Source organism: Streptomyces sp. NPDC102360 (assembly GCF_044766085.1).
In the GTDB taxonomy this organism is placed as follows: domain Bacteria; phylum Actinomycetota; class Actinomycetes; order Streptomycetales; family Streptomycetaceae; genus Streptomyces.
Map to the genome: position 1 here is coordinate 791,121 of NZ_JBIWLG010000003.1, position 21,185 is coordinate 812,305.

General features: G+C 71.3%; 22 protein-coding genes and 1 pseudogene. 13 read left to right on the forward strand and 10 right to left on the reverse strand.

Going from position 1 to position 21,185, the window contains the following annotated elements; translation table 11 throughout:
• Positions 1 to 47 precede the first annotated feature (47 nt).
• Complete coding sequence (locus ACIRHA_RS17935; RefSeq protein WP_403846285.1) at positions 48 to 1,529, reverse strand: DEAD/DEAH box helicase; 1,482 nt, start codon at positions 1,527 to 1,529, stop codon at positions 48 to 50.
• 199 nt (positions 1,530 to 1,728) lie between these two features.
• Positions 1,729 to 1,932 (reverse strand): cold-shock protein, encoded by a 204-nt coding sequence (locus ACIRHA_RS17940; protein WP_398462404.1) that lies wholly within the window; start codon positions 1,930 to 1,932, stop codon positions 1,729 to 1,731.
• Between the two features lie 348 nt (positions 1,933 to 2,280).
• Between ACIRHA_RS17940 and ACIRHA_RS17945 the strand changes: the two genes are divergently transcribed.
• From ACIRHA_RS17945 to ACIRHA_RS17980, 8 genes are all read left to right on the forward strand, one after another.
• The gene (locus ACIRHA_RS17945; RefSeq protein ID WP_403846287.1) at positions 2,281 to 2,862 is read left to right on the forward strand and encodes a TIGR00730 family Rossman fold protein; all 582 of its coding nucleotides are present in this window, start codon (positions 2,281 to 2,283) and stop codon (positions 2,860 to 2,862) included.
• Positions 2,863 to 3,136: 274 nt separating this feature from the next.
• The gene (locus ACIRHA_RS17950) at positions 3,137 to 5,464 is read left to right on the forward strand and encodes a hypothetical protein (RefSeq protein ID WP_403846290.1); all 2,328 of its coding nucleotides are present in this window, start codon (positions 3,137 to 3,139) and stop codon (positions 5,462 to 5,464) included.
• Positions 5,465 to 5,473: 9 nt separating this feature from the next.
• Entirely contained in the window at positions 5,474 to 5,902 is a 429-nt protein-coding gene (locus ACIRHA_RS17955) for a hypothetical protein (protein WP_403846292.1), read from the forward strand.
• 87 nt (positions 5,903 to 5,989) lie between these two features.
• Positions 5,990 to 6,490 (forward strand): MaoC family dehydratase, encoded by a 501-nt coding sequence (locus ACIRHA_RS17960; RefSeq protein WP_403846294.1) that lies wholly within the window; start codon positions 5,990 to 5,992, stop codon positions 6,488 to 6,490.
• 61 nt (positions 6,491 to 6,551) lie between these two features.
• The gene (locus ACIRHA_RS17965) at positions 6,552 to 7,523 is read left to right on the forward strand and encodes an ABC transporter substrate-binding protein (RefSeq protein ID WP_403846296.1); all 972 of its coding nucleotides are present in this window, start codon (positions 6,552 to 6,554) and stop codon (positions 7,521 to 7,523) included.
• On the forward strand, positions 7,520 to 8,305 hold the full coding sequence (locus ACIRHA_RS17970) for an ABC transporter permease (RefSeq protein ID WP_403846298.1): 786 nt from the start codon (positions 7,520 to 7,522) through the stop codon (positions 8,303 to 8,305). Before ACIRHA_RS17965 ends, ACIRHA_RS17970 begins: the two co-directional genes overlap by 4 nt.
• A gap of 86 nt (positions 8,306 to 8,391) precedes the next feature.
• Positions 8,392 to 9,132: an ABC transporter permease gene (locus tag ACIRHA_RS17975; protein WP_403846301.1), complete on the forward strand. Its 741-nt coding sequence runs from the start codon at positions 8,392 to 8,394 to the stop codon at positions 9,130 to 9,132.
• A 32-nt stretch (positions 9,133 to 9,164) separates the two neighbouring features.
• Positions 9,165 to 9,923, forward strand: a complete 759-nt coding sequence (locus ACIRHA_RS17980) for an ABC transporter ATP-binding protein (RefSeq protein ID WP_403846528.1) — start codon at positions 9,165 to 9,167, stop codon at positions 9,921 to 9,923.
• Here the strand turns inward: ACIRHA_RS17980 and ACIRHA_RS17985 are convergent.
• The 4 genes from ACIRHA_RS17985 to ACIRHA_RS18000 form a co-directional block, all read right to left on the reverse strand.
• Positions 9,916 to 10,089: a hypothetical protein gene (locus ACIRHA_RS17985; protein WP_403846304.1), complete on the reverse strand. Its 174-nt coding sequence runs from the start codon at positions 10,087 to 10,089 to the stop codon at positions 9,916 to 9,918. The genes ACIRHA_RS17980 and ACIRHA_RS17985 overlap by 8 nt on opposite strands.
• A gap of 100 nt (positions 10,090 to 10,189) precedes the next feature.
• Positions 10,190 to 10,750: a TetR/AcrR family transcriptional regulator gene (locus tag ACIRHA_RS17990; protein ID WP_403846307.1), complete on the reverse strand. Its 561-nt coding sequence runs from the start codon at positions 10,748 to 10,750 to the stop codon at positions 10,190 to 10,192.
• A 93-nt stretch (positions 10,751 to 10,843) separates the two neighbouring features.
• Positions 10,844 to 12,235 (reverse strand): amidase, encoded by a 1,392-nt coding sequence (locus ACIRHA_RS17995; RefSeq protein ID WP_403846309.1) that lies wholly within the window; start codon positions 12,233 to 12,235, stop codon positions 10,844 to 10,846.
• The gene (locus ACIRHA_RS18000) at positions 12,222 to 12,380 is read right to left on the reverse strand and encodes a hypothetical protein (protein WP_403846312.1); all 159 of its coding nucleotides are present in this window, start codon (positions 12,378 to 12,380) and stop codon (positions 12,222 to 12,224) included. Before ACIRHA_RS18000 ends, ACIRHA_RS17995 begins: the two co-directional genes overlap by 14 nt.
• Positions 12,381 to 12,514: 134 nt before the next feature.
• Here ACIRHA_RS18000 and ACIRHA_RS18005 point away from each other — a divergent pair, with 134 nt between their 5' ends.
• The 4 genes and pseudogenes from ACIRHA_RS18005 to ACIRHA_RS18020 all read left to right on the forward strand — a co-directional run bounded on the left by ACIRHA_RS18005 (position 12,515) and on the right by ACIRHA_RS18020 (position 15,773).
• Positions 12,515 to 13,462, forward strand: coding sequence for an MBL fold metallo-hydrolase (locus tag ACIRHA_RS18005; RefSeq protein WP_403846315.1), 948 nt, complete (start codon positions 12,515 to 12,517; stop codon positions 13,460 to 13,462).
• Between the two features lie 27 nt (positions 13,463 to 13,489).
• A pseudogene (locus tag ACIRHA_RS18010) lies at positions 13,490 to 13,756 on the forward strand (isocitrate lyase/phosphoenolpyruvate mutase family protein); the annotation flags it as partial.
• A gap of 95 nt (positions 13,757 to 13,851) precedes the next feature.
• Positions 13,852 to 13,998: a hypothetical protein gene (locus ACIRHA_RS18015; protein WP_403846537.1), complete on the forward strand. Its 147-nt coding sequence runs from the start codon at positions 13,852 to 13,854 to the stop codon at positions 13,996 to 13,998.
• A 443-nt stretch (positions 13,999 to 14,441) separates the two neighbouring features.
• Positions 14,442 to 15,773, forward strand: coding sequence for an MFS transporter (locus ACIRHA_RS18020; RefSeq protein WP_403846318.1), 1,332 nt, complete (start codon positions 14,442 to 14,444; stop codon positions 15,771 to 15,773).
• Between the two features lie 53 nt (positions 15,774 to 15,826).
• On the opposite strand, the gene ACIRHA_RS18025 is transcribed toward ACIRHA_RS18020, so the two are convergent.
• Positions 15,827 to 16,249, reverse strand: a complete 423-nt coding sequence (locus ACIRHA_RS18025; protein ID WP_403846321.1) for a MarR family winged helix-turn-helix transcriptional regulator — start codon at positions 16,247 to 16,249, stop codon at positions 15,827 to 15,829.
• Positions 16,250 to 16,369: 120 nt separating this feature from the next.
• On the opposite strand from ACIRHA_RS18025, the gene ACIRHA_RS18030 reads away from it, so the two are divergent.
• On the forward strand, positions 16,370 to 16,606 hold the full coding sequence (locus ACIRHA_RS18030; protein ID WP_403846324.1) for a cupin: 237 nt from the start codon (positions 16,370 to 16,372) through the stop codon (positions 16,604 to 16,606).
• A gap of 23 nt (positions 16,607 to 16,629) precedes the next feature.
• Here ACIRHA_RS18030 and ACIRHA_RS18035 read toward each other — a convergent pair whose 3' ends face one another.
• Genes ACIRHA_RS18035 through ACIRHA_RS18045 form a run of 3 tightly spaced genes read right to left on the reverse strand, consistent with a single transcriptional unit; the run spans position 16,630 to position 21,003 of the window.
• On the reverse strand, positions 16,630 to 17,658 hold the full coding sequence (locus tag ACIRHA_RS18035) for a 2Fe-2S iron-sulfur cluster-binding protein (RefSeq protein WP_403846327.1): 1,029 nt from the start codon (positions 17,656 to 17,658) through the stop codon (positions 16,630 to 16,632).
• On the reverse strand, positions 17,655 to 18,911 hold the full coding sequence (locus ACIRHA_RS18040; protein WP_403846330.1) for an aromatic ring-hydroxylating dioxygenase subunit alpha: 1,257 nt from the start codon (positions 18,909 to 18,911) through the stop codon (positions 17,655 to 17,657). The genes ACIRHA_RS18035 and ACIRHA_RS18040 overlap by 4 nt, the downstream gene beginning before the upstream one ends.
• A gap of 31 nt (positions 18,912 to 18,942) precedes the next feature.
• Positions 18,943 to 21,003 (reverse strand): FAD-dependent oxidoreductase, encoded by a 2,061-nt coding sequence (locus ACIRHA_RS18045; protein WP_403846333.1) that lies wholly within the window; start codon positions 21,001 to 21,003, stop codon positions 18,943 to 18,945.
• Between the last annotated feature and the right edge of the window lie 182 nt (positions 21,004 to 21,185).

Here is a 21,185-nt window from a genome sequence, read left to right on the forward strand (position 1 = left end):
CTCGTCGACCGTCGGCAGCCCGTCGTTTCGATCAGGCGGATCAGGCCCTAGGCGGCAGGCTTGCGTGCGGGGGCGCGGCGGGCGGCGGAAGCGGGGCGGCGGCGGCCTCGGGTGGAGCCGCCGCGCTTGGGGCGTTCGGTCGCCGGTGCGGCGATGACGACCGGGACGCCGGAGGGGGCCTGGGCGCCGGTGATCCGGTGCAGCGCCTCGTCGCCCGAGCGGACCGGGGTGGTTTGCGGCCGGATGCCCGCGTCCGACATGAGGCGGATCATGGCCCGGCGCTGGTTCGGGGTGACGAGGGTGACGACGCTGCCGGACTCACCTGCGCGAGCGGTACGGCCACCGCGGTGCAGGTAGTCCTTGTGGTCGGTCGGCGGGTCGACGTTGACGACGAGGTCCAGGTTGTCGACGTGGATGCCGCGCGCCGCGACATTGGTCGCGACCAGCACGCTGACGTCTCCGGTCTTGAACTGCGTCAGCGTGCGGGTGCGCTGCGGCTGGGACTTGCCGCCGTGCAGCGCGGCGGCCCGCACCCCGCTGTTGAGCAGGTCCTTGGTGAGCCGGTCGACGGCGTGCTTGGTGTCGAGGAACATGATCACGCGGCCGTCGCGGGCGGCGATCTCCGTGGTGGCGGCGTGCTTGTCGGCGCCGTGCACGTGCAGGACGTGGTGCTCCATCGTCGTGACCGCACCGGCCGACGGGTCGACCGAGTGCACGACCGGGTCGCTCAGGTAGCGGCGCACCAGCAGGTCGACGTTGCGGTCCAAAGTGGCGGAGAACAGCATCCGCTGCCCCTCCGGACGCACCTGGTCGAGCAGCGCGGTGACCTGCGGCATGAACCCCATGTCGGCCATCTGGTCGGCCTCGTCGAGCACCGTGATGCCGACCTGGTCCAGCCGGCAGTCGCCACGGTCGATGAGGTCCTTGAGCCGGCCCGGGGTCGCGACGACGACCTCGGCCCCGCCGCGCAGCGCACTGACCTGCCTGCCGATCGACATTCCGCCCACGACCGTGGCCATCCGCAGCCTGAGGGAGCGGGCGTACGGCGTGAGGGCGTCCGTCACCTGCTGCGCCAGCTCGCGTGTCGGTACGAGGATCAGCCCCAGCGGCTGACGGGGCTCGGCACGCCGTCCTTCGGTGCGGGCGAGCAGCGCGAGGCCGAAGGCGAGGGTCTTGCCGGAGCCGGTCCGCCCACGGCCCAGGACGTCACGGCCGACCAGGGAGTTCGGCAGCGTCGCGCCCTGGATCGGGAACGGTGCGCTCACACCCTGCCTGCCGAGTTCGGCCAGCAGCTGCGCGGGCATGCCGAGGTCGGCGAAGCTCTCGACGGCGGGCAGCGCGGGGGTGATCGTCTCGGGGAGCGCGAACTCACCCTGCACCGCGGCGGGTCGGCGGCCGTGACCGCCCGAGCGGGCCGGTCCGCCGGAGCGGCGCGGCGCCGACGAGCCGAAGCGGCCGCCGCTCTTCCCGGCGTAGGAATTTCCGCCACGGGTGCGGGCGGAACGGTCGTTTGTACGTGTGCGGTTCATGCGGAACCTTCCTCGATGCGGTGCATACCAAGGAATCCCCGCAGCGATGAGCCGCATGGCGAATTACAAGTATGGACCGATGGCAAAAACAGGCAGAGCCGGCCGGCGGAAATCCACGCGGGCCCGGGTGCGGAAAAGCATGCAGCTGGGGCCCGCACCCCGAAGGATGCGGGCCCCAGCTGCAAAATACGCGTCGGTGTCAGGCCGGAACGATGTTCTCGGCCGTCGGGCCCTTCTGGCCCTGCGCGATGTCGAAGGACACCTTCTGGCCTTCCTGGAGCTCACGGAAGCCCTGGGCGGCGATGTTCGAGTAGTGGGCGAAGACGTCAGCGCCGCCGCCGTCCTGCTCGATGAAGCCGAAGCCCTTTTCCGAGTTGAACCACTTCACGGTTCCAGTAGCCATGTCATATCTCCTTGGGGCAGTACATCGGAATCCGCACTGTGCGAAAACCGTGTCGCCGCGATGATTACCCCGACCGGAAAAATGACCGGAAATACAAGGGTGCTCCCGCCTGCAAGAGCAGGTCAGGGGCACCTGAAGTTTTGGGAACCACAACTGCAACTTCTACCGAGAGTAGCACGCAAGAACAGCGTGCACCGACCACCGAATTCCATACTTTCCGCCCCGACAAAAACTCTCACCACATGGTTCGCAAAACCCTCATCGCGCGGGCGTAGATATTGAGTCACCCGAAGGGCAGGGTTCGGGCGACGAAGCCCCTCACGGGCACCCACCGACCCAGGAGACCCCATGCGCCGCCTCGCCGTCTTCCTCGCCTCGTCCACCGGAATCGACCCGGCCCACACCGAACTGGCCGTCGACGTCGGGGCAGAGCTTGCCCGGCGCGGCATCGGGCTCGTCTACGGCGGTGGCCGCCGAGGCCTGATGGGTGCGATCGCGGACAGCGCGCTGAAGGCCGGCGGCGAGGTCGTCGGTGTCATGCCGCGCAGCATGGTCGAGAGGGAGTGGGCGCACGAGGGCGTGACCCGGCTCCTCATCTGCGACTCGATGCACGAGCGCAAGGCGCTCATGGCCGACCAGGCCGACGCCTTCGTCGCCCTGCCAGGCGGACTCGGCACGCTGGAGGAGATCTTCGAGGTGTGGTCCTGGCGTCAGCTCGGATTCCACGCCAAGCCCGTCGGCTTCCTCGACGCCGGAGGCTTCTGGACGCCGCTGCTCGGCGCCCTGCGCGGCATCGCCGACTCCGGCCTCCTCCCGGCAGCCACGCTGGACGATCTCGCCATCGCCCCCGACCTGGCGGGCCTGCTGGATCTGCTGGAGGAGCGGTTGCGCGAGAGCACGGAACCCGCGCACGGAAAGGGCCTGCGTTAGGGCCCTTCTCACGGATCTTGCTGGAGTCCCGGGCCCAGCCTGATCCGTCAGAAGGACCCTGGCCCGGCAAACCGGAGGAGGCGTCCGACCTTCTTGGCCCGCGCCTCGACAAGGTGCGGGCCAAGAAGACGGGGATCGGCCCCCACCGGTAGCCGCCGTACCCCCACTTGCGCCCCAATTCCCACCTCTTACCCCGATCTGGCGCAATTGCCTTGATGGGGGCTGTCAGTCGGCGTAGAACGCTGTCAAGGCGTAACGGGGGAAGGGCGAGCCCATGGGGGATGTGGGCAGGGTCGACGTACGCGGGGAAGTGAACGGGCAGGTCGTCGTCGGCCGGAACAACGTCGTCATCAATGCCGAGCAGGGCGCGTACGTCGCCTACCGGCCCGAGGGGCCACCGCAGCTGCGGCCGCGTGCCCGGCCGTATCCGGGCGGGTCCGCGCTGCGCGGCCAGGGCGAGGTGCTCATCGGCCGGGACAGTGAACTCTCGGCGATCGGCGCCTGGTTGGGAGCGGGGAGGCGCGTCCAGGTCTTCGGCCCGCCCGGCATCGGCAAGAGCGCGCTGCTGCGCCGCTGCGCCGCCGAGCAGCTCACGCTCGGCCGGCCCGTCCTCCATCTCCACGCGGCCGACAGGACAACGGAGGACCTGCTCCAGGAGATCTTCCAGGCCTGCTACGAGCTGTCCGACGGCCGTCCCTGCGAGGGCTACAAGCCCGAACCCGCCACCCTGCGCCGGCTACTGGGTGCGCTGCACGTGGTCCTCGTCGTCGACGACCTCCAGGTCTCCCCCGACGACCTGGGCCTGCTGATCGAGGCGACACCCGGCTGCCGGCTACTCACGGCCGCCGTGGACCGCATCGAGCGCCCCGAGTTGCGCCCGTTGCGGCTCGATGGGCTGCACGAACAGCATGCGTTCGACCTGCTGGCAGGCGAGGTGGGGTACTACCCCGGCGGGCCCGCGGCCGATGCCGCCCGGCAGCTGGTCGCGGCCGTCCACGGGCATCCACAGACCGTCCTGCAAGCAGCCGCCGCGTTCAACGCCTCGCAGAGGCGGGGCGCCCCCGGTCGGGCCGGTGGCCCGCCATGGCCTCCCGGCTTCTTCCCGGTCGACGACACCGCACTCGCCGTCGGTACCGCGGCCCGGCTGTCGGAGCAGGCGACCGCGTTGCTGCGGCCGCTGTGCACCCTGGCCCCACTGCCCGCGTCACCGGTTCTGCTGTCGGCGCTCGGGGTACGCCCCGACCCGATGGCGCTTGCCGAACTCACTGCGCTACGACTGGTCGAGGTCGACGGCGACAACCTCTGCTCCTGCGGACCGTTCGCCGTCCTGGTCGCCCAGCAGGCCGGGGCGCTCCCCGCCGCCGCCCAGCTCGCGCCCGCCCTCACCCACTGGCTGCGGACCCGCGCCACCCGGTACGAGGCGTGCGCCGAAGCCGCGACGATCCGGCGGGTCCTGGGGAATCTGGCCATGGTCGAGGACCACCGGGGCGTGCGGGACCTCGCACGCGCGGCGGCCCCGCTGCTCGCGCTCTCGCTGCACTGGGGCGTGTGGGGACAGGTCCTGCGCTACGGCAGGGCGGCGGCTCAGTTCCTGGGCGCCGCGGCGGACGAGTCGTACTTCGCGCACGAGGTGCACGTGCGGGTCATCGCGCTGAGCACGGCCTCGTCGGGGCTCGTCGGCGGTGGCGGGGGCGTGGGATACGCGGCGGCGCACGCGGGGGGCGGGGGCGGTGGGGGCGGCGGTCCGGGCGCGCCGGGCCCCGGGCAGGGCGGGCCCTCCGCACCCGGTGGCCCGTCCGCGCCGAGCGGCCCGCCCGGCGCCGGCAGTCCGGTCGGCAGCGGTGCGGGGCCGCCCCGGCCACGCGGGTGGGGGCTCCACCAGGCTCGCCACTCCGTGCACCACGTCGTCGCGTCGCACCCCGTGGCGGTCGGCGCCGGTGGCGTCCTGGTGGCAGCGGGCCTGGCGGTCGGGGTCGCGAACCTGGCCGGAGGCGGGACGCCGCAGGTAGTGGTGGACGGTTCACCAAGCGTCACCTCACCACTGACGCAGTTCTCGACCACGAGCCCCACCGGCTCGCCCACAAGCCCGAGCCCGAGCCCGACGCAGCAGTCGTCGCCCGCGTCCACCGCTCCCACGAGTCCGCGCGCCGCCACACCTCCGCCGGGCACGGGCAACTGTCCGCCGGTCGGGCTGCCCGCACGGGACTTCGGCGCCGTCGAGGTCGGTGACACCAGGACCGAAACCGTCCACTTCACCTCATGGCTCGAGTGCGACAACGAACAGGCCCTCAAGGCCAGCGATCCCGCGGACTGGAAGACCGCCCTGACCTCGTGCCCGCCGGCGGGCGGCTCGCACGACTGCGTCTTCCGGGTCACCTTCGCCCCCAAGAAGCCCGGCGCGTACAAGGCGCTGGTCACCATGCCGGACGACGTGGGACAGCAGGACGTGACGATGCAGGTGACCGGGACGGCCGCCGCCGTTCCCACCGGCCCGACCGGGCCAACCGACCCCACAGGCCCCACCGTCCCACCAGGCCCGACCGACCCATCCCCACCCTCGCCCCCGCTCCCGCCCTCCGAGCCCGGCTCGGGCATCGACTGAGGAGACCTCATGCCCCACACATCAGGCGGCGACCACTACGAGATCCGGACGGAAGGCGGCGTTTCCGGCCAGGTGGTCGTCGGCCGTGACAACACCGTCTCGCAGGTGGCGGGCGCCCCCGCCCCGGCCGCCGTGACCGAGCAGCAACTGGCCGTGCTGCGCGCCGAGTTCGCCCGCGTCCGCGCACTGCTGCCCGGCGACGCCCCGGACCGTGCCGGTGAACTCCTCGACGAGCTGGAGGAGTCGGCGACCGCACCGGAACCCGACCTGTCCACCATGGAGTACGTACGCCGTTGGTTCGCCCGCCACCTTCCCGCGCTCGCGGGAGCCGTCACCAGCCTGGTCGTCCACCCGATCGTCGGGCAGCTGGTGGCGGCGGCCGGCGGCACCCTCGCCGAGGAGTTCCGCCACCGCTTCGGAGGCGAAGGCGACGCGTAACCGGCGGCAGGCACTGTCGGGCCTGACGCGCACGCCGCGGACGGATCCGCCGCATGCCCGGCGCATCCGTCCGCTAACGTGCGATCGATGACCACACCATCGACGCACGCCATCGGCCCCGACTTCGACACCCCCGTCGAGAAGCGGTACTTCGAGGACTACGTTCCCGGATCGACGTACACCTACGGCAGCATCACCGTCACCGAGCGGGCCATCCTCCGCTTCGCCGGGGAGTTCGACCCGCAGGACATCCACACCGATGTCGAGGCCGCGGGCGCCGGCCCCTTCGGCGGGCTCATCGCCAGCGGCTGGCACACCGCCTCGGTGATGATGCGCCTGTACGCCGACCATTACGTCAGCAAGGTCGCAAGCCTGGCCTCGCCCGGCATCGACGAACTGCGCTGGCCTCGCCCGGTCCGCCCCGGCGACGGCCTCTCGATCCGCGCCACGGTCCGCGCGGCCCGACCCTCCCGCACCAAGCCCGACCGGGGCCTCGTCCACACCGACGTCGAGGTGCTCAACCAGCATGGCGAGACGGTGCTGACCCTCACCGCCATGAATCTGCTGCTCCGCCGCGACCAGGGATGATCCGGTGACGGCGACCGAGGCACTGTGGCGATCACCGTCAATCACCTGATAAGCAATGATGGTGACGTCACGTCAGGTGAAGAAGCGTACGGGTGGGGCGGCGGTCGCCATCACCACACTTGCCCTGCTGATGACGGCGTGCGGGGACAGCGGTTCGGACGATACCGGGGGCGGCCAGGACGCCCAAGTCACCGTCGCCGCCCTGCCGTTGACCGACTCCGCCGCGCTGTACATCGCCCGCGACCGCGGGCTGTTCAAGAAGGAGGGGCTGGATGTCCGTATCCAGCCCGTGCAGCAGAGCATCCAGGCGCTGCCCGCCCTGTCCAAGGGCCAGGTCGACGTGATCGCGAGCGCGAACTACGTGACCTTCCTGCAGGCCCAGGAGAAGGGCATGCTCGATGTGCGCATCCTCGCGGAGGGTGTGCGGACGGCGCCGCACATGATGGATGTCCTGGTGCCGAAGGACTCCCCCATCAAGAGCGCGGCCGATCTCAAGGGCAAGAAGGTCGCCGTCAACATCCTCAACAACATCCAGACGCTGACGCTCGACGCGATCCTGGAGAAGCGGGGCGCCGGCAAACCCGCTTACAGGCAGATCGCGTTCCCGCAGATGGGGGCCGCCCTGGAGAAGGGGCAGGTCGACGCGGTGCATGTCGTCGAGCCCTTCGACAGCGCGATCCAGAGCGACCTCAAGGCGAAGGTCCTCATCGACGGCGCCGCGAGCCCCGTCGAGTCGCTGCCCATCAGCGGATACGTCACCACCGCCAAGTACGCGAAGCGGAACCCGGACACCGCCGCCAAGTTCAAGCGCGCCATCGAGGCCGCCTCGAAGATCGCCGACGAGGACCCCACGGCCGTCCGCAAGGTGGTGCCCACCTACAGCAAGGTCAAGTCCGCGCAGGCCAAGTCGATGGGGCTGCCCGCGTATCCGACGAGGACCGACCCGGACCAGCTGCGCCGCCTCACCGAACTCATGCGGAAGCAGGGGCTGTTGAAGAAGGCCGTCGACCCGTCGACACTCGTCGTCAAGTGAACCGCCGCGCCCGCAGGGACGCCGGGCTCGGCGCCCTCGGTGTGCTGCTGGCCTTCGGCGCCTGCGAGGCGGTGTCGCGTGCCGGCATCGTGCGGCGCGAGTATCTGCCGCCCGCGTCCGACATCCTCGCCCACTCCGTCGAGCTGGCGGGCGACCCGGTGTTCCTCGACGGGGTCGGCGCCACGCTGCGCGCCTGGGTGCTCGGCCTCGCTCTCGCGTGTGCGATCGCCGTGCCGGCCGGACTGCTGCTCGGGAGTGTGCCCGTCGTCGACGCCGCGGTCCGCGCGATCGTGGAGTTCCTGCGGCCGCTGCCGTCCGTGGCGCTGATCCCGCTGGTGTCCCTGCTGCTCGGCTCCGGCACCGAGACGGAGGTCGCACTCGTCACGTACGCCTCGGTGTGGCCGATCCTGTTCAACACGATGTACGGCCTCCATGAGAGCGAGCCGCTGGCCAAGGACACGCTGCGCGCCTTCGGCTTCGGCCGGGCCGCGGTGCTGCTGCGCGTCGAACTGGTCGGCGCCGCGCCGTTCATCGCCGCCGGCATCCGTATCTCGGCGGCCGTCGCGCTCGTCGTGGCCGTCGCCACGGAGCTTCTGTCCGGGTTCGGAGAGGGCCTCGGCATCTTCATCGCGCAGGCCCAACAGGCCACTGACGGCAACCGGGACGTGCTCGCGGGTGTGGTGTGGGCGGGCGTGCTCGGCCTGCTGATCAACGGCGTACTGGTGTGGGGCGAGCGGCGGTTGTTCCCGTGGACGCCCGAGCGGCGGGCGGTGCGCGCGTGACGCGGACGATCCAAGCGCCAACACGCCTTCCACGTAAGCCGGTTCAACGCCCCCGAACCGGCGCCCTGCTCCGCTGGCCTGTCCTCGTGCTCGCCGTCGCCCTCTGGGAGGTGGCCACCCGCGCGCACGGCAGTGTCTTCTTCCCACCCCCGTCGCACATCGGACGGCACGCGTACGAGCTGTGGTTCTCCGGACCGGTCCGCCATGTGTTCCTCACGGACGCAGCGTTCGACACGATCGGCCCGAGCCTCGGCCGGATGGCGGCGGGTTTCCTGCTCGCGGCCGTCGCCGGGATCGTGCTCGGGGTGGCGATCGGCCGCTCCCGGCGGGTGTACGCGCTGTGCGATCCGGTGCTGCAGTTCGCGCGGGCCGTCCCGCCGCCCGCCCTGGTCCCGGTCTTCGTCGTGGTCCTCGACTTCGGTACGCCGATGCAGATCACGTCGATCGTGTTCAGCGCCGTCTGGCCGGTGCTCGTGAACACCGCGGAGGGCGCCCGCAACACCGATCCGCTGCGCCTGGAGGTCGCCGCCACCCTGCGGCTCACCACGGCCGAGCGGCTCTGGTACGTCATCGTGCCGTCCGCGCTGCCCCGCATCTTCGCCGGACTGCGACTCAGCCTCTCGCTCGCGCTGATCCTCATGGTGTTCTCGGAGCTGCTGCCCGGCACGGAGAACGGCATCGGCTTCGTCCTCACCGACGCCCAGTCGCGCTCGGACCTGCTCACCGTGTGGGCGGCCCTGGCCCTGCTCGGCGTCCTGGGGTATCTGCTCAACACCGGCCTGCTGGCCATCGAGAAGCGCGTGCTCGGCACGGGGAGGACGGCATGACGACACACCTCGGCGACGAGGACCGCCCCCACCTGCTGCGCCTCACCGCCATCAGCCAGTCGTACGGCTCTCATCGCGTCCTGCACGATGTGTCGCTGACCGTTCCGAGCGGCCAACTCCTGTGTGTCGTGGGCCCGTCGGGCTGCGGAAAGTCGACACTGCTCCGCACGATCGCGGGACTGCTCCCCGTACAGGAGGGCACGATCACCGTCGACGACGCCCCGGTCACCGGAGTGCCCGACCGGCTCGCGGTCGTGTTCCAGGACTACGGCCGTTCCCTGCTGCCCTGGCTGACGGTCCGCGACAACGTGGCACTGCCGCTGCGCCGCCAGGGTCTGCGCCGCGCCGAACGGCGGGCCGCGGCCGACCGCATCCTGGCCCGCGTCGGCCTGGAGGCCTCGGCCCGCCGCCACCCCTGGCAACTCTCCGGCGGCATGCAGCAACGGGTCGCCATCGCCCGCGCGTTGGTGGTCCGCCCCTCCCTGCTCCTCATGGACGAGCCCTTCGGCTCCCTCGACGCGCAGACCCGCGAGGACCTGGAGGACCTGCTGCTCGACGTCCATCGCACCGACGGCACGACGATCGTGTTCGTCACGCACGACATCGACGAGAGTGTTTACGTGGGAGACCGCGTGGTCGTCCTCTCGCCCGCCCCCGACTCCGGCATCGCGCTGGACCTACGGGTCCAACTCCCCGTGGAACGCGACCAGATCGCGACACGGGGGCTGCCGGAGTTCGTGAAGCTGCGCGCGGAGGTGGGGCGGACCGTGCGGGCGCCGAAGCTCAGCTGAAGGGGACGGCGTCGGCGGGGCCGGCGTGCCAGTTGGTGGCTTCGGGCCTGTCCACGACCGCGGCGCCGGTTCCCGTGGCAGCGGTGCCGGACTTACTGTCGGGGGCGGACTTGCTGTCGGTGGCGGCCTCGGCTTCCGCGCCTTCCGCGGCCTCCGCGCCTTCCACGGCCTTCGAACCGGCCTCCGTGTTCGCGTCGGTCTTCGCCGTGCCGGCCTTGGCGTCGGACTTCGATCCGCCGGAGGTGCTCTGCTTGCCGCTGCCCTTCTCACCCGGTCCTGCCGAGCGTCTCCTTCACGAGGCGGCGGGCGTACGCGGCATCGATGCCGTCCGGGCGGAAGAGGATCCGGTACATGAGGGGCGCGACGACGCGGTCGATGACCTTCTCGACGTCGGGTGTCTTCTCCCCGCGCCCCTTCGCGCGGGCGAGGACGACGTCGATCTGTTCGGCGGCGTAGGCGGAGCACTGGCCGGCGTTGCTGCCGTCCGGGTCGCCGAGCAGGGCGTCGCGGATGTAGGCGCGGCCGGCGGGTGAGGCCATCTCGTCGAGGAACTGCTCGGCCCAGACCGTCAGGTCGGAGGAGAGGGTGCCGTGATCCTTCGGCTCCGTGTCGGGCCGCAGCCGCTCGACCGCCACGTCGGACAGCAGCGCCTGAAGGTCACCCCAGCGCCGGTAGATCGTCGACGGTGTCACGCCCGCACGCTGGGCGACCATCGGCACTGTCACCGCATCCCGGCCCACCTCGGCGGCGAGTTCGCGGACGGCCTCGTGCACTGCCGCCTGGACACGGGCGCTGCGCCCACCGGGACGTACCATCTGCCTGCTCATGGGACCCATGCTAAAGCGAAATCGTTGCGTCTAGGAGTCCGCGCGTCGACCTGCGGGTTCCTCATGCTGCGGGTTCCTCATACTGCGGGTTCCTCATGCAGCCGGCGCGAGCGCGGGGGCGGGGCGGGTCTGCTCGTAGGCGTGTCCGACCCGCAGGAGGGTGCGCTCGTCGAGGGGGCGGCCGAGCAATTGCATGCCGATGGGCAGCCCGGCCGTGTCGTGGCCGACCGGTACCGACAGGGCCGGCATACCGGTGATGTTGGCCGGGGAGGAGAGACGTACGTAGGCGTCGGACACCGCTTCGACCGTGCCGTCGGCCCAGGTGATCGCCTCCTGGGAGGCCTCGACGGCGGTCACCGGGACGGCGGGGGCGGCAACCACGTCGACCTGTCGCAGCACGCGGGCCCACTCCTCCCGCATCAGCGTCCGGGACCGCTGGGCGCGCAGGTAGTCCCCGGCGGGCATCAGCTCACCGGCCTCGAGAAGGGTGCGGACGTCCGCCTGGTAGAGCTCGGGGACCGTACGCAGGGTTTCCTCGTGGTACGCGCTCGCCTCGGAGACCATCAGCCCCCACTGTGTGGCCTGCACGTAGCGGGCCATCGGGATGTCGATCTCGACGAGGTCGGCACCGAGGTCGGCCAACTGGGCGATGGCTCGCCGGACTTTGACCTCCACTTCGGGGTGGACGTGGTCGAAGTAGTAGGTACGCGGCACCCCGACGCGCAGCCCTGCGAGGCCCGTGTCCGCACGCGGCCTGTAGTCCGTGGACGGGACGTCGAGCGAGGCCGGGTCGTGCGCGTCGTGTCCGGCCAGCACGCCCAGGACCAGCGCCGCGTCCTCCACGGTGCGGGCGATCGGGCCGACGTGGTCCAGCGACCAGGACAGGGCGGTGACACCTCGACGGGGGACGAGTCCATAGGTCGGCTTCAGGCCCACGACGCCGTTGAGCGCGGCGGGCACCCGGATCGAACCGCCCGTGTCGGTGCCCAGCGCGAAGGTCGCCATCCCCGAGGCGACGGCGACCGCGGAGCCGCCGCTGGAGCCGCCGGCGACCCGGCCCGCGTCCCAGGCGTTGCGGGTCTGCGGGGTGGTGAGGCCGTAGGCGAACTCGTGCGTGTGCGTCTTGCCCAGCAGCACGGCACCGGCCTCGGCCAGGCGGGCGGCGACCGCACTGTCGGCCTCCGCGCGATGACCGGCTCGCACCCGGGAGCTGGCCGTCGTCGCCACTCCGGCGACGTCGATCAGGTCCTTGAGACCCATCGGCACGCCGTGCAGGGGGCCCCGACGGCGGCCGGCCGACAGCTCGCGCTCGGCGTCGCGTGCCGCCTCGCGGGCCCGTTCGGCGGTGACGGTCACGTAGGCGCCGAGAGTCGGCTCCAGCCGCCCGATGCGGCTCAGGACGGAATCCGCCAGCTCGACGGGCGACAAACGCCGTTCCTCGATCGCTTCGGCGGCTTCGCTCAGGGACATCTCATACGGCTGCAACGGGCTTCCCCTGTCCGTGCTGTTCCGCGCGGTAGGCGAGGGCCGGCGGGGTGTCCCCGAAGTCCAGCTCCCGCAGGACCGAGACGACGGAACGGACGTGGTCGGCGGTGGCCGCGACGGCGGCACGCCGGTCGACATCGGACATGGACGGTTCCTCCCCGCACTCCAACCTTCACTCCAAACGCTAAGTGTTTGCGTTAGTGGACCATAGCGCCTATGGTCCACTAACGCAAACAGATTGCTTTTAGAGTTCAGCCCCGCCTCGAAGGACGGACCCACATGACCACCACCCCTTCCTGGACCGTCGGTGACATCACCGTCCACCGCATCGACGAGACACCCCTGCCGCCCGCCACGGGACCGTGGCTGCTGCCCGACGCCACCCCGGACCTCGTCGTCGAACAGGACTGGCTGCACCCGCACTTCGCGGACGCCGACGGCACCCTCCGCCTCGACAGCCACACCTTCGCCTTCACCGTCGGGGGGCTGCGCGTCCTCGTCGACACCGGTATCGGCAACGGCAAGGAGCGGGCCAACCCCGCCTGGCACGACCTGAGGACCGACTACCTGCGGACCCTCACCGCCGCCGGATTCCCTCCGGACTCGATCGACCTGGTGATCCTCACCCACCTGCACGCCGACCACGTCGGCTGGAACACCCGGAAGGTGAAAGGCACTTGGCTGCCCACCTTCCCCCGCGCCCGCTATCTGACCTCCCGCACGGAGCGGGAGTTCTGGGCCGCGTACGACATGGACGAGGCGCGCGAGCAGATGTTCCGGGACTCCGTGGCCCCGGTGGAGGAGGCGGGCCTGCTCGACCTCGTCGACGTGCCCGCCGAGGGACACACCGTCGTCCCGGGACTGCGGCTGCTCCCCACACCCGGACACACCCCCGGCCACGTGGCCGTCGAACTCACCGGCCACGGCGGCACGGCGCTCATCACCGGCGACTGCGTCCACCACCCCGTACAGCTCGCCCACCCCGCCATCGGCGCCTGCGTCGACATCGACCCGCCCCGGTCCGAGGCCTCGCGCCGCGCGCTGCTCGACTCGCTGGCCGGCACGGACACGCTGGTCCTGGGCACCCACTTCGCCCCGCCCACGGCGGGCCGCGTCGTCACCCACGACGGCGCCTACCGGCTCTCCCCCGTCCCGGCCGTTGCGCACCGGCACACTCCCGGACAGGCGTCGCCCACTTCCCCCACGGGCCCTCGGAGCGTCGAATGAGGAATTGATCTCGCCACGCAGACCGAGATGGTGCGTCAGGCCGGGCTGCCGGCTGGGGTGTTGGACAAGATCGAGGCAGCGGCCGAGGCGCGCCGCGACCCGGCCACCGTGCTCATCGCCCGCACCGACTGCCGCACCACGCACGGGTTCGACGAGGCCGTGCGCCGGGTCAACCGGTACGTCGAGGCCGGCGCCGACATGGTGTTCGTCGAGGCACCGCGGACGATGGAGGAGGTGCGGCGGGTACCGTCCGAGGCCGCCGCGCCCGCGCTCTTCAACCTCGTCCCCGGGCGGCAAGACACCCTACGCGGGGCTCGACGTGCTGCGCGAGGCCGGATACGCGCTGGCCATCATGCCCCCTCCTCAACGTCGGCGGCGCCGCGTCCGCGATGCGCGACGCCCTCGCCCGCGCGGCGAGCGGCGACCTCGACACCGCCGGGCAGCTGCCGGTGCGCGGGCTGTTCGAGTCCGTCGCGCTGGGGTTCTGGGAGGACCTGCGGGCCCGCTACGACAAGGAGGCCGGGCCCCGCGGCTGACCGCTCTGCGGTCAGCCGTCCGGCTCAGCCCCTGGCTCAGCCCACCGGGCGGTCGGCCGCCGCCGCACCCCCCCGGCGCCAGCCGCTCCCGGATGCCGTCGAAGTGCGTACGCATCGCCGCCGCCGCGCGCGGGCCGTCCCCCCGCAGCCGGACGGGGCGGTCCGGTAGCATCGGCCGCATGTCTGCTTCTTCCTGCGCCGCTGCCTGTGCCGCGGTGACGAGGGCGCTCCGCTAGCGGCGGGGCGTTCGTCTCACTTCTGTTCGGACGTTCTGCCGCTCCGTGATCGGACCGGAGCGGCACGTCGGTGCTGCTCGGAACCCCTTCTGGGTAACGGAGCACTCTGTGTTTTCAGGCATTCTCTTTTCGCGACTTTCGCGACTTTCGCGAAAGTCGCGTCGGGACGGCTCGTCCCCGGTGCGTGCGTGGCTCGTGCTGTGCTGCATGGCCATGCTGCAGTTCTTCATCGCGGTCGACGTGACCGTGGTCAACGTCGCCCTGCCCTCGATCGGCGCCGATTTCGGCGTCGACGGGCACACCCTGACCTGGATCGTGGTCGGGTACACGATCACCGGCGGCGGTCTGCTGATGCTGGGCGGCCGTCTCGGCGACGTGCTGGGCAGGCGTCGCGTCCTCCTGCTCGGCACCGCGCTGTTCGGCGCCGCGTCCTTGCTGGCGGGGCTCGCGCCGTCGTTCGCCGTGCTGGTGGCGGCCCGGCTGTTGCAGGGCGCCGGGGAGGCGATCGCGCTTCCCGCGGCGATGGCGGTGATCGTGCTCATGTTTCCCGAAGGGCCGCGCAGGTCGCGGGCGTTGAGCGTGTGGGCCGCCGTCGCGAGTTGCGGCCTCGTCCTCGGATTCGTGGTCTCCGGTGTCGTCACCGAGCTGCTCGGCTGGCGGTGGATCTTCCTGGCGTCCGTGCCTTTCATCCTGGTCGTACTCGCGGCCGCGGTCTTCCTCGTGCCGGGTGAACGGCCTGCCGGGCGTGCCCCCTTGGACCTTCCCGGTGCGCTCCTGCTGGTCGCGGCGCCGTTGCTGTTCACCCTCGGTGTCGTCGAGGCGGGGGCGGCGGACGGCAGGCGAGCCTGGCTGCCGCCGGTGGCTTTGGCAGGCGCGGTGGCGGCGGGAGTCCTGTTCGTCAGGGTCGAGCGCCGGTCACGCAACCCGCTCGTGCCGCTGCGGTTCTTCCGCAACGGGCCGCGCGTCCTGGCCAACACCGCCACCGCGCTGCTGAGTGCCGCGCTGTCCACGTCGTTCCTGCTGTTCACCTACTACCTGCAGGACCGGTTGGGCGCCGGGCCGCTCCAGGCGGGTCTGACGATGCTGCCGCTGGCGGTGTCCCTGATCGCGGCCTCGGTGCTGGTGCCCCGGCTGCTCGGGCGCTGGGGTGCCCGGGTCTGTGTGTTGGCCGGGGTCGGTTTCACCGCGCTGGCGATGGCCGCCATCGCCCTGGTGTCTTCCCTCGGGGCGGCCGGTTGGGCGCTGGTTCCGGCCATGGCGCTCATTGCGGCCGGGATGGGGTTCGGGATCGTCGGGCTGCAGTACGTCGCGGTGTCGGGCGTGACGGAGGACGACGCCGGTATCGCCTCCGGCGTCCAACGGGCCGCCGACCAACTGGGCGGATCCGCCGGTGTCACGCTCTACGTGGGCGTCGGGTTCGCTCCCGCCCTCGACGCCTTCGAACCGTTCCTGGTGAGCAGCTGCCTGGCCGTCGCCGGACTCGCGGCGGCTGGTGCCGTCACCGCGCGGATCGCCGTGCCCACTGGGGTGCCGGAGTAGGCCGTCACGGCCCGGGGATCACATCCTCCCCGGGCCGTACACCACCGCACACCTCACCAGACCGGCCGCAGCGGAGGAATCGCGTCGCCCGCGAACGCGCGGACGATTGTCGCGAGTTCGGCTCGCGGCACCTCCTTTCCGACGCCACGGAGCCGCTCGGCCAACTGCCCCTCCAGCTCGTGCAGCACCCCTCCGGCGACGGCAAGGTGCTCCCTCGCCTTGCCGGTCAGCACGACGAGCTTGCGCCGGCCGCCGGCGGGGTGCGGCTGCCGCTCCACGTACCCCCGCTTCTCCAGGTCGTCGATGATCTGCCCGGCGGCCTGCTTGGTGACCCCGAGCTCTTCGGCCAGCTCGCTACTGGTGGCACCGGAACCCTGCAACACCTGGAAGACCATGCCGTGCACGGGGCGGAGGTCGGAGTATCCGGCGGCGTCGACCCGGCTCACAAACTCGGTGAGCACCAGCTGAAAGGCCATCCCGATGACGGGGGTCCTGATCGTCCGCTGGGCGCTCTCGCCGACCTGGCGGCCCTCAGCCAGGGGAGCGCCGAGATCAGCACGTGGCGGGTGGAGTTGGGGTCGGGGTCGGCCACGCCGGTGCACATCATCGACCGGGAGCAGGTCTGGATGCCGTTGTCGGGTGAGTTCGCGGTCGAGGTGAAGGGCAGGGCCGGGCGGGCCGCGGCCGGGCAGGCCGTCATCCTCCCCGCGGGGACGGTGCGGCAGTTGACCGCCGTGGGCGGCCCGGCCGAAGCGTTGGTCGCCATGGCGGTCGGCGGCAAGGCGATGCTGCCCGGGAGCGAGGACAGGATTCCGCTCCCGTGGGCCGAGTGAGTACGGGCTGTACGCGGCCGCGGTTACGCGTCGATCACCACATCCTCCCGCGGCGTCGAACAGCACAGCAGGATCTTGTTGTTGGCGATCTCGCGGGCACGGATGCCACCCGCGTGCCGCATGTCGACCGAGCCGGACAGGAGGGTCGTCTTGCAGGTTCCGCACAGACCCTGCGCACAGGACGCGGGCAGCGTGATGCCCTCGCGGGCGGCGGCCGCCAGGACGGGGGTCTCGGCGTCGCACTCGATGGTGCGTCCGGTGCGGGCCAGTTGGACCTTGAAGCCGGTGCCGGGTTCGGACTCGGGTGACGCCGGTGCCTCGAACGTGAAGCTCTCCTCGTGGTGGTGGGACAGGTCGAAGTTCTCCGAGGTGAGCATCCCGCGGACCGCCGCCATGTAGCCGGGCGGGCCGCAGGTGAAGACCTCGCGTTCGGCGAAGTCGGGGGCCACGGCGCGCAGCACCTGTGCGTTCAACTGCTCCCCTCGGTCGTCGAGGAGGTGGCGTGTACGGAAGTTGGGCGACGCCGCCGCGATGAAGTCGAGTTCCCGGCGGAAGATGATGTCGTCGAAGGTGCGGGCGCTGTGGACGAGGACGACGTCGACGGGGTGGGCCAGGTCGTACAGCGTGCGGGTCATCGACATCAGCGGGGTGACACCGCTGCCCGCCGACAGGAACAGGTACTTCGGGGCGGGGTGCCGGCTGATGGTGAACCGGCCGAGAGGACCGCGCGCCCACACCGTGCCGCCGGGCGCCAGGTGGTCGTGCAGCCAGTTGGACACGTGCCCGCCGGGGACGCGTTTCACCGTGATGGTGGCGAGGTCGGGGCGGGTGGGCGCCGAGGAGAGGGTGTAGCAGCGCTCGACGGGCTCTCCGTCGATGTCCAGGCAGAGAGTGAGGAACTGGCCGGGGTCGTGGCGGAAGAGCCGCGGTTCGGTGGGAGCGAGGACGAAGGTCTTCACGTCCGCCGTCACGTCGTGGACCTGCTGGCAGACCAGCAGGCCGTCGGCCCAGGCGGGCGGCAGACCCGCCGCCGTCAGCGTCGCTGTCGTCATGGCCCCTCCATGTGCGCTTTGAGCCGGGTGATGTACCAGGTGACGAAGGACTCGACCTGGGATTCGGTCGGGCTGTACGGGCCCGGTGCGTACGCGGGGCTGCTCACGCCCAGTTGGGCCCGGCAGACGAAGACCGCGTCCTGTTCGTTGGTGGCAACCCACACGCCGGTCAGGGTGTCGAGGTCGTAGTCGATGCCCTCCTCGGCGTCCGCGTGCACGAGCCATGTGGTGCGTACGAGGGTGCGGTCGGCGGCGAGCGGGACGACGGAGAACAGCACCGCGTGGTCCGCCGAGAAGTGGAACCAACCGTTGGGCTGCAGATGGAGACCGAGGTGGCCGAGGCGCGCCGTCGGGAAGTCGGCGAGCAGCCGGCGTACGGCGGCCTTGCCGTCGGGCGTGAAGGACTCCCCTGCCAGGTCGAGGGGTTCGCGCTGGATGCGGAACCCGGTGGGTCGGGAGTCCAGTTCCTCGATGGTGGCGTAAGGCAGGCCGAGGGACTCGTACGTGGCGCGGGCCTCGGCGTCGGCCTTCTGGAAGCGTTCGAAGGTGGCCCGCATGCCCGGCGGCACCTCGTCCTCGGTGAAGTTGTAGAGCGGGAAGTAGCAGCGCTGGAGTTCGGGGTGGCCCGCGCAGTGGTAGCACTCGCGGTTGTTCTCCATGGTGAGTTTCCAGTTGCCGTGCTCGACGAGGTCGACCTGTTTCGCCACCTTGGCGCGCGCCAGGTTGTGCGGTGCGAGGTAGGGCTCGACGCGGGAGGCGAACTCGTCGAAGTCGGTGGGTGGTTGGGTGGCCAGGGAGAGGAAGACGAGGCCGGCGACCGTGCGTACGTGGACGGAGCGCAGGGCGTAGCACGAGCGGTCGAAGTCGGGCGGTTGCGACTCCGCGTGCAGCAGCGTCCCGTCGACGCCGTACGTCCAGTGGTGGTAGCCGCAGACGATGTTGCCGACCGAGCCGCGCTCGTCGTTGAGGATGCGGGTGCCCCGGTGGCGGCACACGTTGTGGAAGGCCCGGACCTCCTCGTCGTCGTCGCGGACGACGATGACGGAGTAGGCGCCGAGGGTGAGCGTGATGTAGTCGCCGGGTTCGGGGAGTTCGGCCTCGGCGGCTGCGAAGATCCAGCTGCGGGCGAAGACGGCGTCGACGTCGAGGTGGAAGATCGCCTCGCTGACGTAGAAGGGGGCTTCGAGGCTGTGTCCGGGGATACGGCGGGCGACGAGGTCGGCGGGGACGGTGTCGGAGGCGTGGACAGTCATGGCGTGTCTCTCCGAAGGCTCGTAGGGCTCGTCAGACCGGCAGGCACAGGCGCAGCGCGTCGTATACGGCGGCGTGGATGTTGCGGCTGGTGACCGCGTCGCCGATGCGGAACAGTTGGTAGCGGCCCGCCGGGTTGCGGACGACGGTCTGTGCCTCGCGGCCGAGGAGGGCCCGGTGGTCGACCTCGCCGAGGTTGCGGGAGGCGGGCAGCAGGTCGGTGTACAGCTCGTCGTTGGGCAGGGTGCCGTGCTCGACGACGACGTGGTCGACGACGCGTTCGGTCTCGGTGCCGGTGTACTCGCTGAACAGGGTCGCCGTGAGCCTCCCGGCGCCGCTGCGGCGCACCGACCGCAGGCGCCGAGCGAGCGTGACGGTGACGTCGTGCTCGGTGAACGCCCGTAGATAGGCAGGGGAGTTCATGCTGCCGACGTCGGGGGCGAGGGTGCGTTCCGGCGTCACGTACTCCAGTCGGGCGCCGTGCGCGGCGAGGAGTTCCGCGGCGTCCATGGCCGGGTAGCCGCCGTGGTCGTCGTAGATCAGGACGTCCCTGCCCGCGCGCGGGCGCAGGGAGCCGGACATCACGTCCCAGGTGTCCTCGACGAGCCCCTCCCCCTCGGTGAGGAAGGAGCGGTTGGGGAGGCCGCCGGTGGCGACGACGACGAAGTCGGGGTGTTCGGCGAGCACGTCGGACGCTTCGGCGTACGCGCCCAGGCGCAGATCGACGCCGAGGTGTTTGCACTCGGCGACGCGCCAGTCGACGATGCCGAGGAGGTCGTGGCGGCGGGGGTTCTGGGCGGCGAGCCGGATCTGTCCGCCCGCCTGGTCACCGGCCTCGAACAGTACGACGCCGTGGCCGCGTTCGGCGAGGACACGGGCGGCCTCCAGGCCCGCGGGGCCGCCGCCGACGACAACTGCCGTGCGGCGCGGGCCTGTTGCGGCCGGGACGGTGTGCGGGATCTGCAGTTCACGGCCGGTGGCCGGGTTGTGGATGCACTTGGTGTCCCCGGAGTCGTAGATCGCGTCCAGGCAGTAACTCGCCCCTACGCAGGGGCGGATGCGGTCCTCGTCACCGGAGGCGATCTTGGCGACGAGGTGCGGGTCGGCGATCTGCGCGCGGGTCATGCCGACGAGGTCGAGGAGGCCTTCACGCAGGGCGTGCCGCGCGGTGGCGGGGTCGGCGATGCGGGCGGCGTGCATGACGGGGACGTCGAGGCGGCGGCGTATCTCGCCGGTGAAGTCGAGGAAGGGGCCGAGCGGGGTGCCCATCGAGGGGATCGTCCTCGACAGGGAGGCGTCGGATTCGATGGTGCCGTGGATGGCGCTGATGAAGTCGATGCCGTCGGCCGCGAACCGCTCGGCGGCGGCCAGCCCTTCGTCGAAGGTGAGGCCTCCGGGGCGCGCTTCGTCCAGGGCCATGCGGATGCCGACGACGAACTCGGGGCCGACCGCCTCGCGCACCGCCCGGATCACCCGGCGGGGGAAGGCCATCCGGTGTTCCAGGTCGCCGCCGTACGCGTCGTCGCGACGGTTGGTCGCCGGGGAGAGGAAGCCGTCGAGGAAGTGGCCGTAGGACTGCAACTCGATGCCATCCAGGCCGCCTTCCTTGCAGCGCACCGCCGCGGCGGCGTAGTCGGCGACGATGCGGTCCAGGTCCCAGGGCTCGGCGGCCTTGGGGAACGCGCGGTGGGCGGGCTCGCGCAGCGGCGAGGCGGCGACCACCGGCAGCCAGTCCCCCGTGTAGTTGCTGGTGCGCCGCCCGAGGTGGGTGACCTGGCACATGACGGCCGCGCCCGCCGCGTGCACGTCGTCGGCGAGCAGGCGAAGCCAGGGCACGATCTCGTCACGGTAGAGCAGCAGATTGCCGAACGAGGGCGGGCTGTCGGGCGAGACGACCGCGGAGCCGCCGATCATCGTCAGGCCGACGCCGCCGCGCGCCTTCTCCAAGTGGTAGGCGCGGTAACGGTCCTTGGGCAGTCCGTCCTCCCCGAAGGCGGGCTCGTGGGACGTGCTGACCACTCGGTTGCGCAAGGTGAGGTGCTTCAGCCGAAAGGTGCTGAGCAGGGGATCCAGGTTCGTGTTCGGTGCGCGCACGACAGCTCCAAGGGAGGCAGGGAAGCTCTGTGGCCCGGATGTGATGACGGCCCCCTGATGTGAGGCAGGGGCAACGGGGATGGCGGCGTGACGACGACGTCGCCACGTTCCCGTTTCGCGATACGAAACAACAACGCGATGCGAGACAAATGTGCGGCGCGTGAGACCGCGTCGTCAACCCC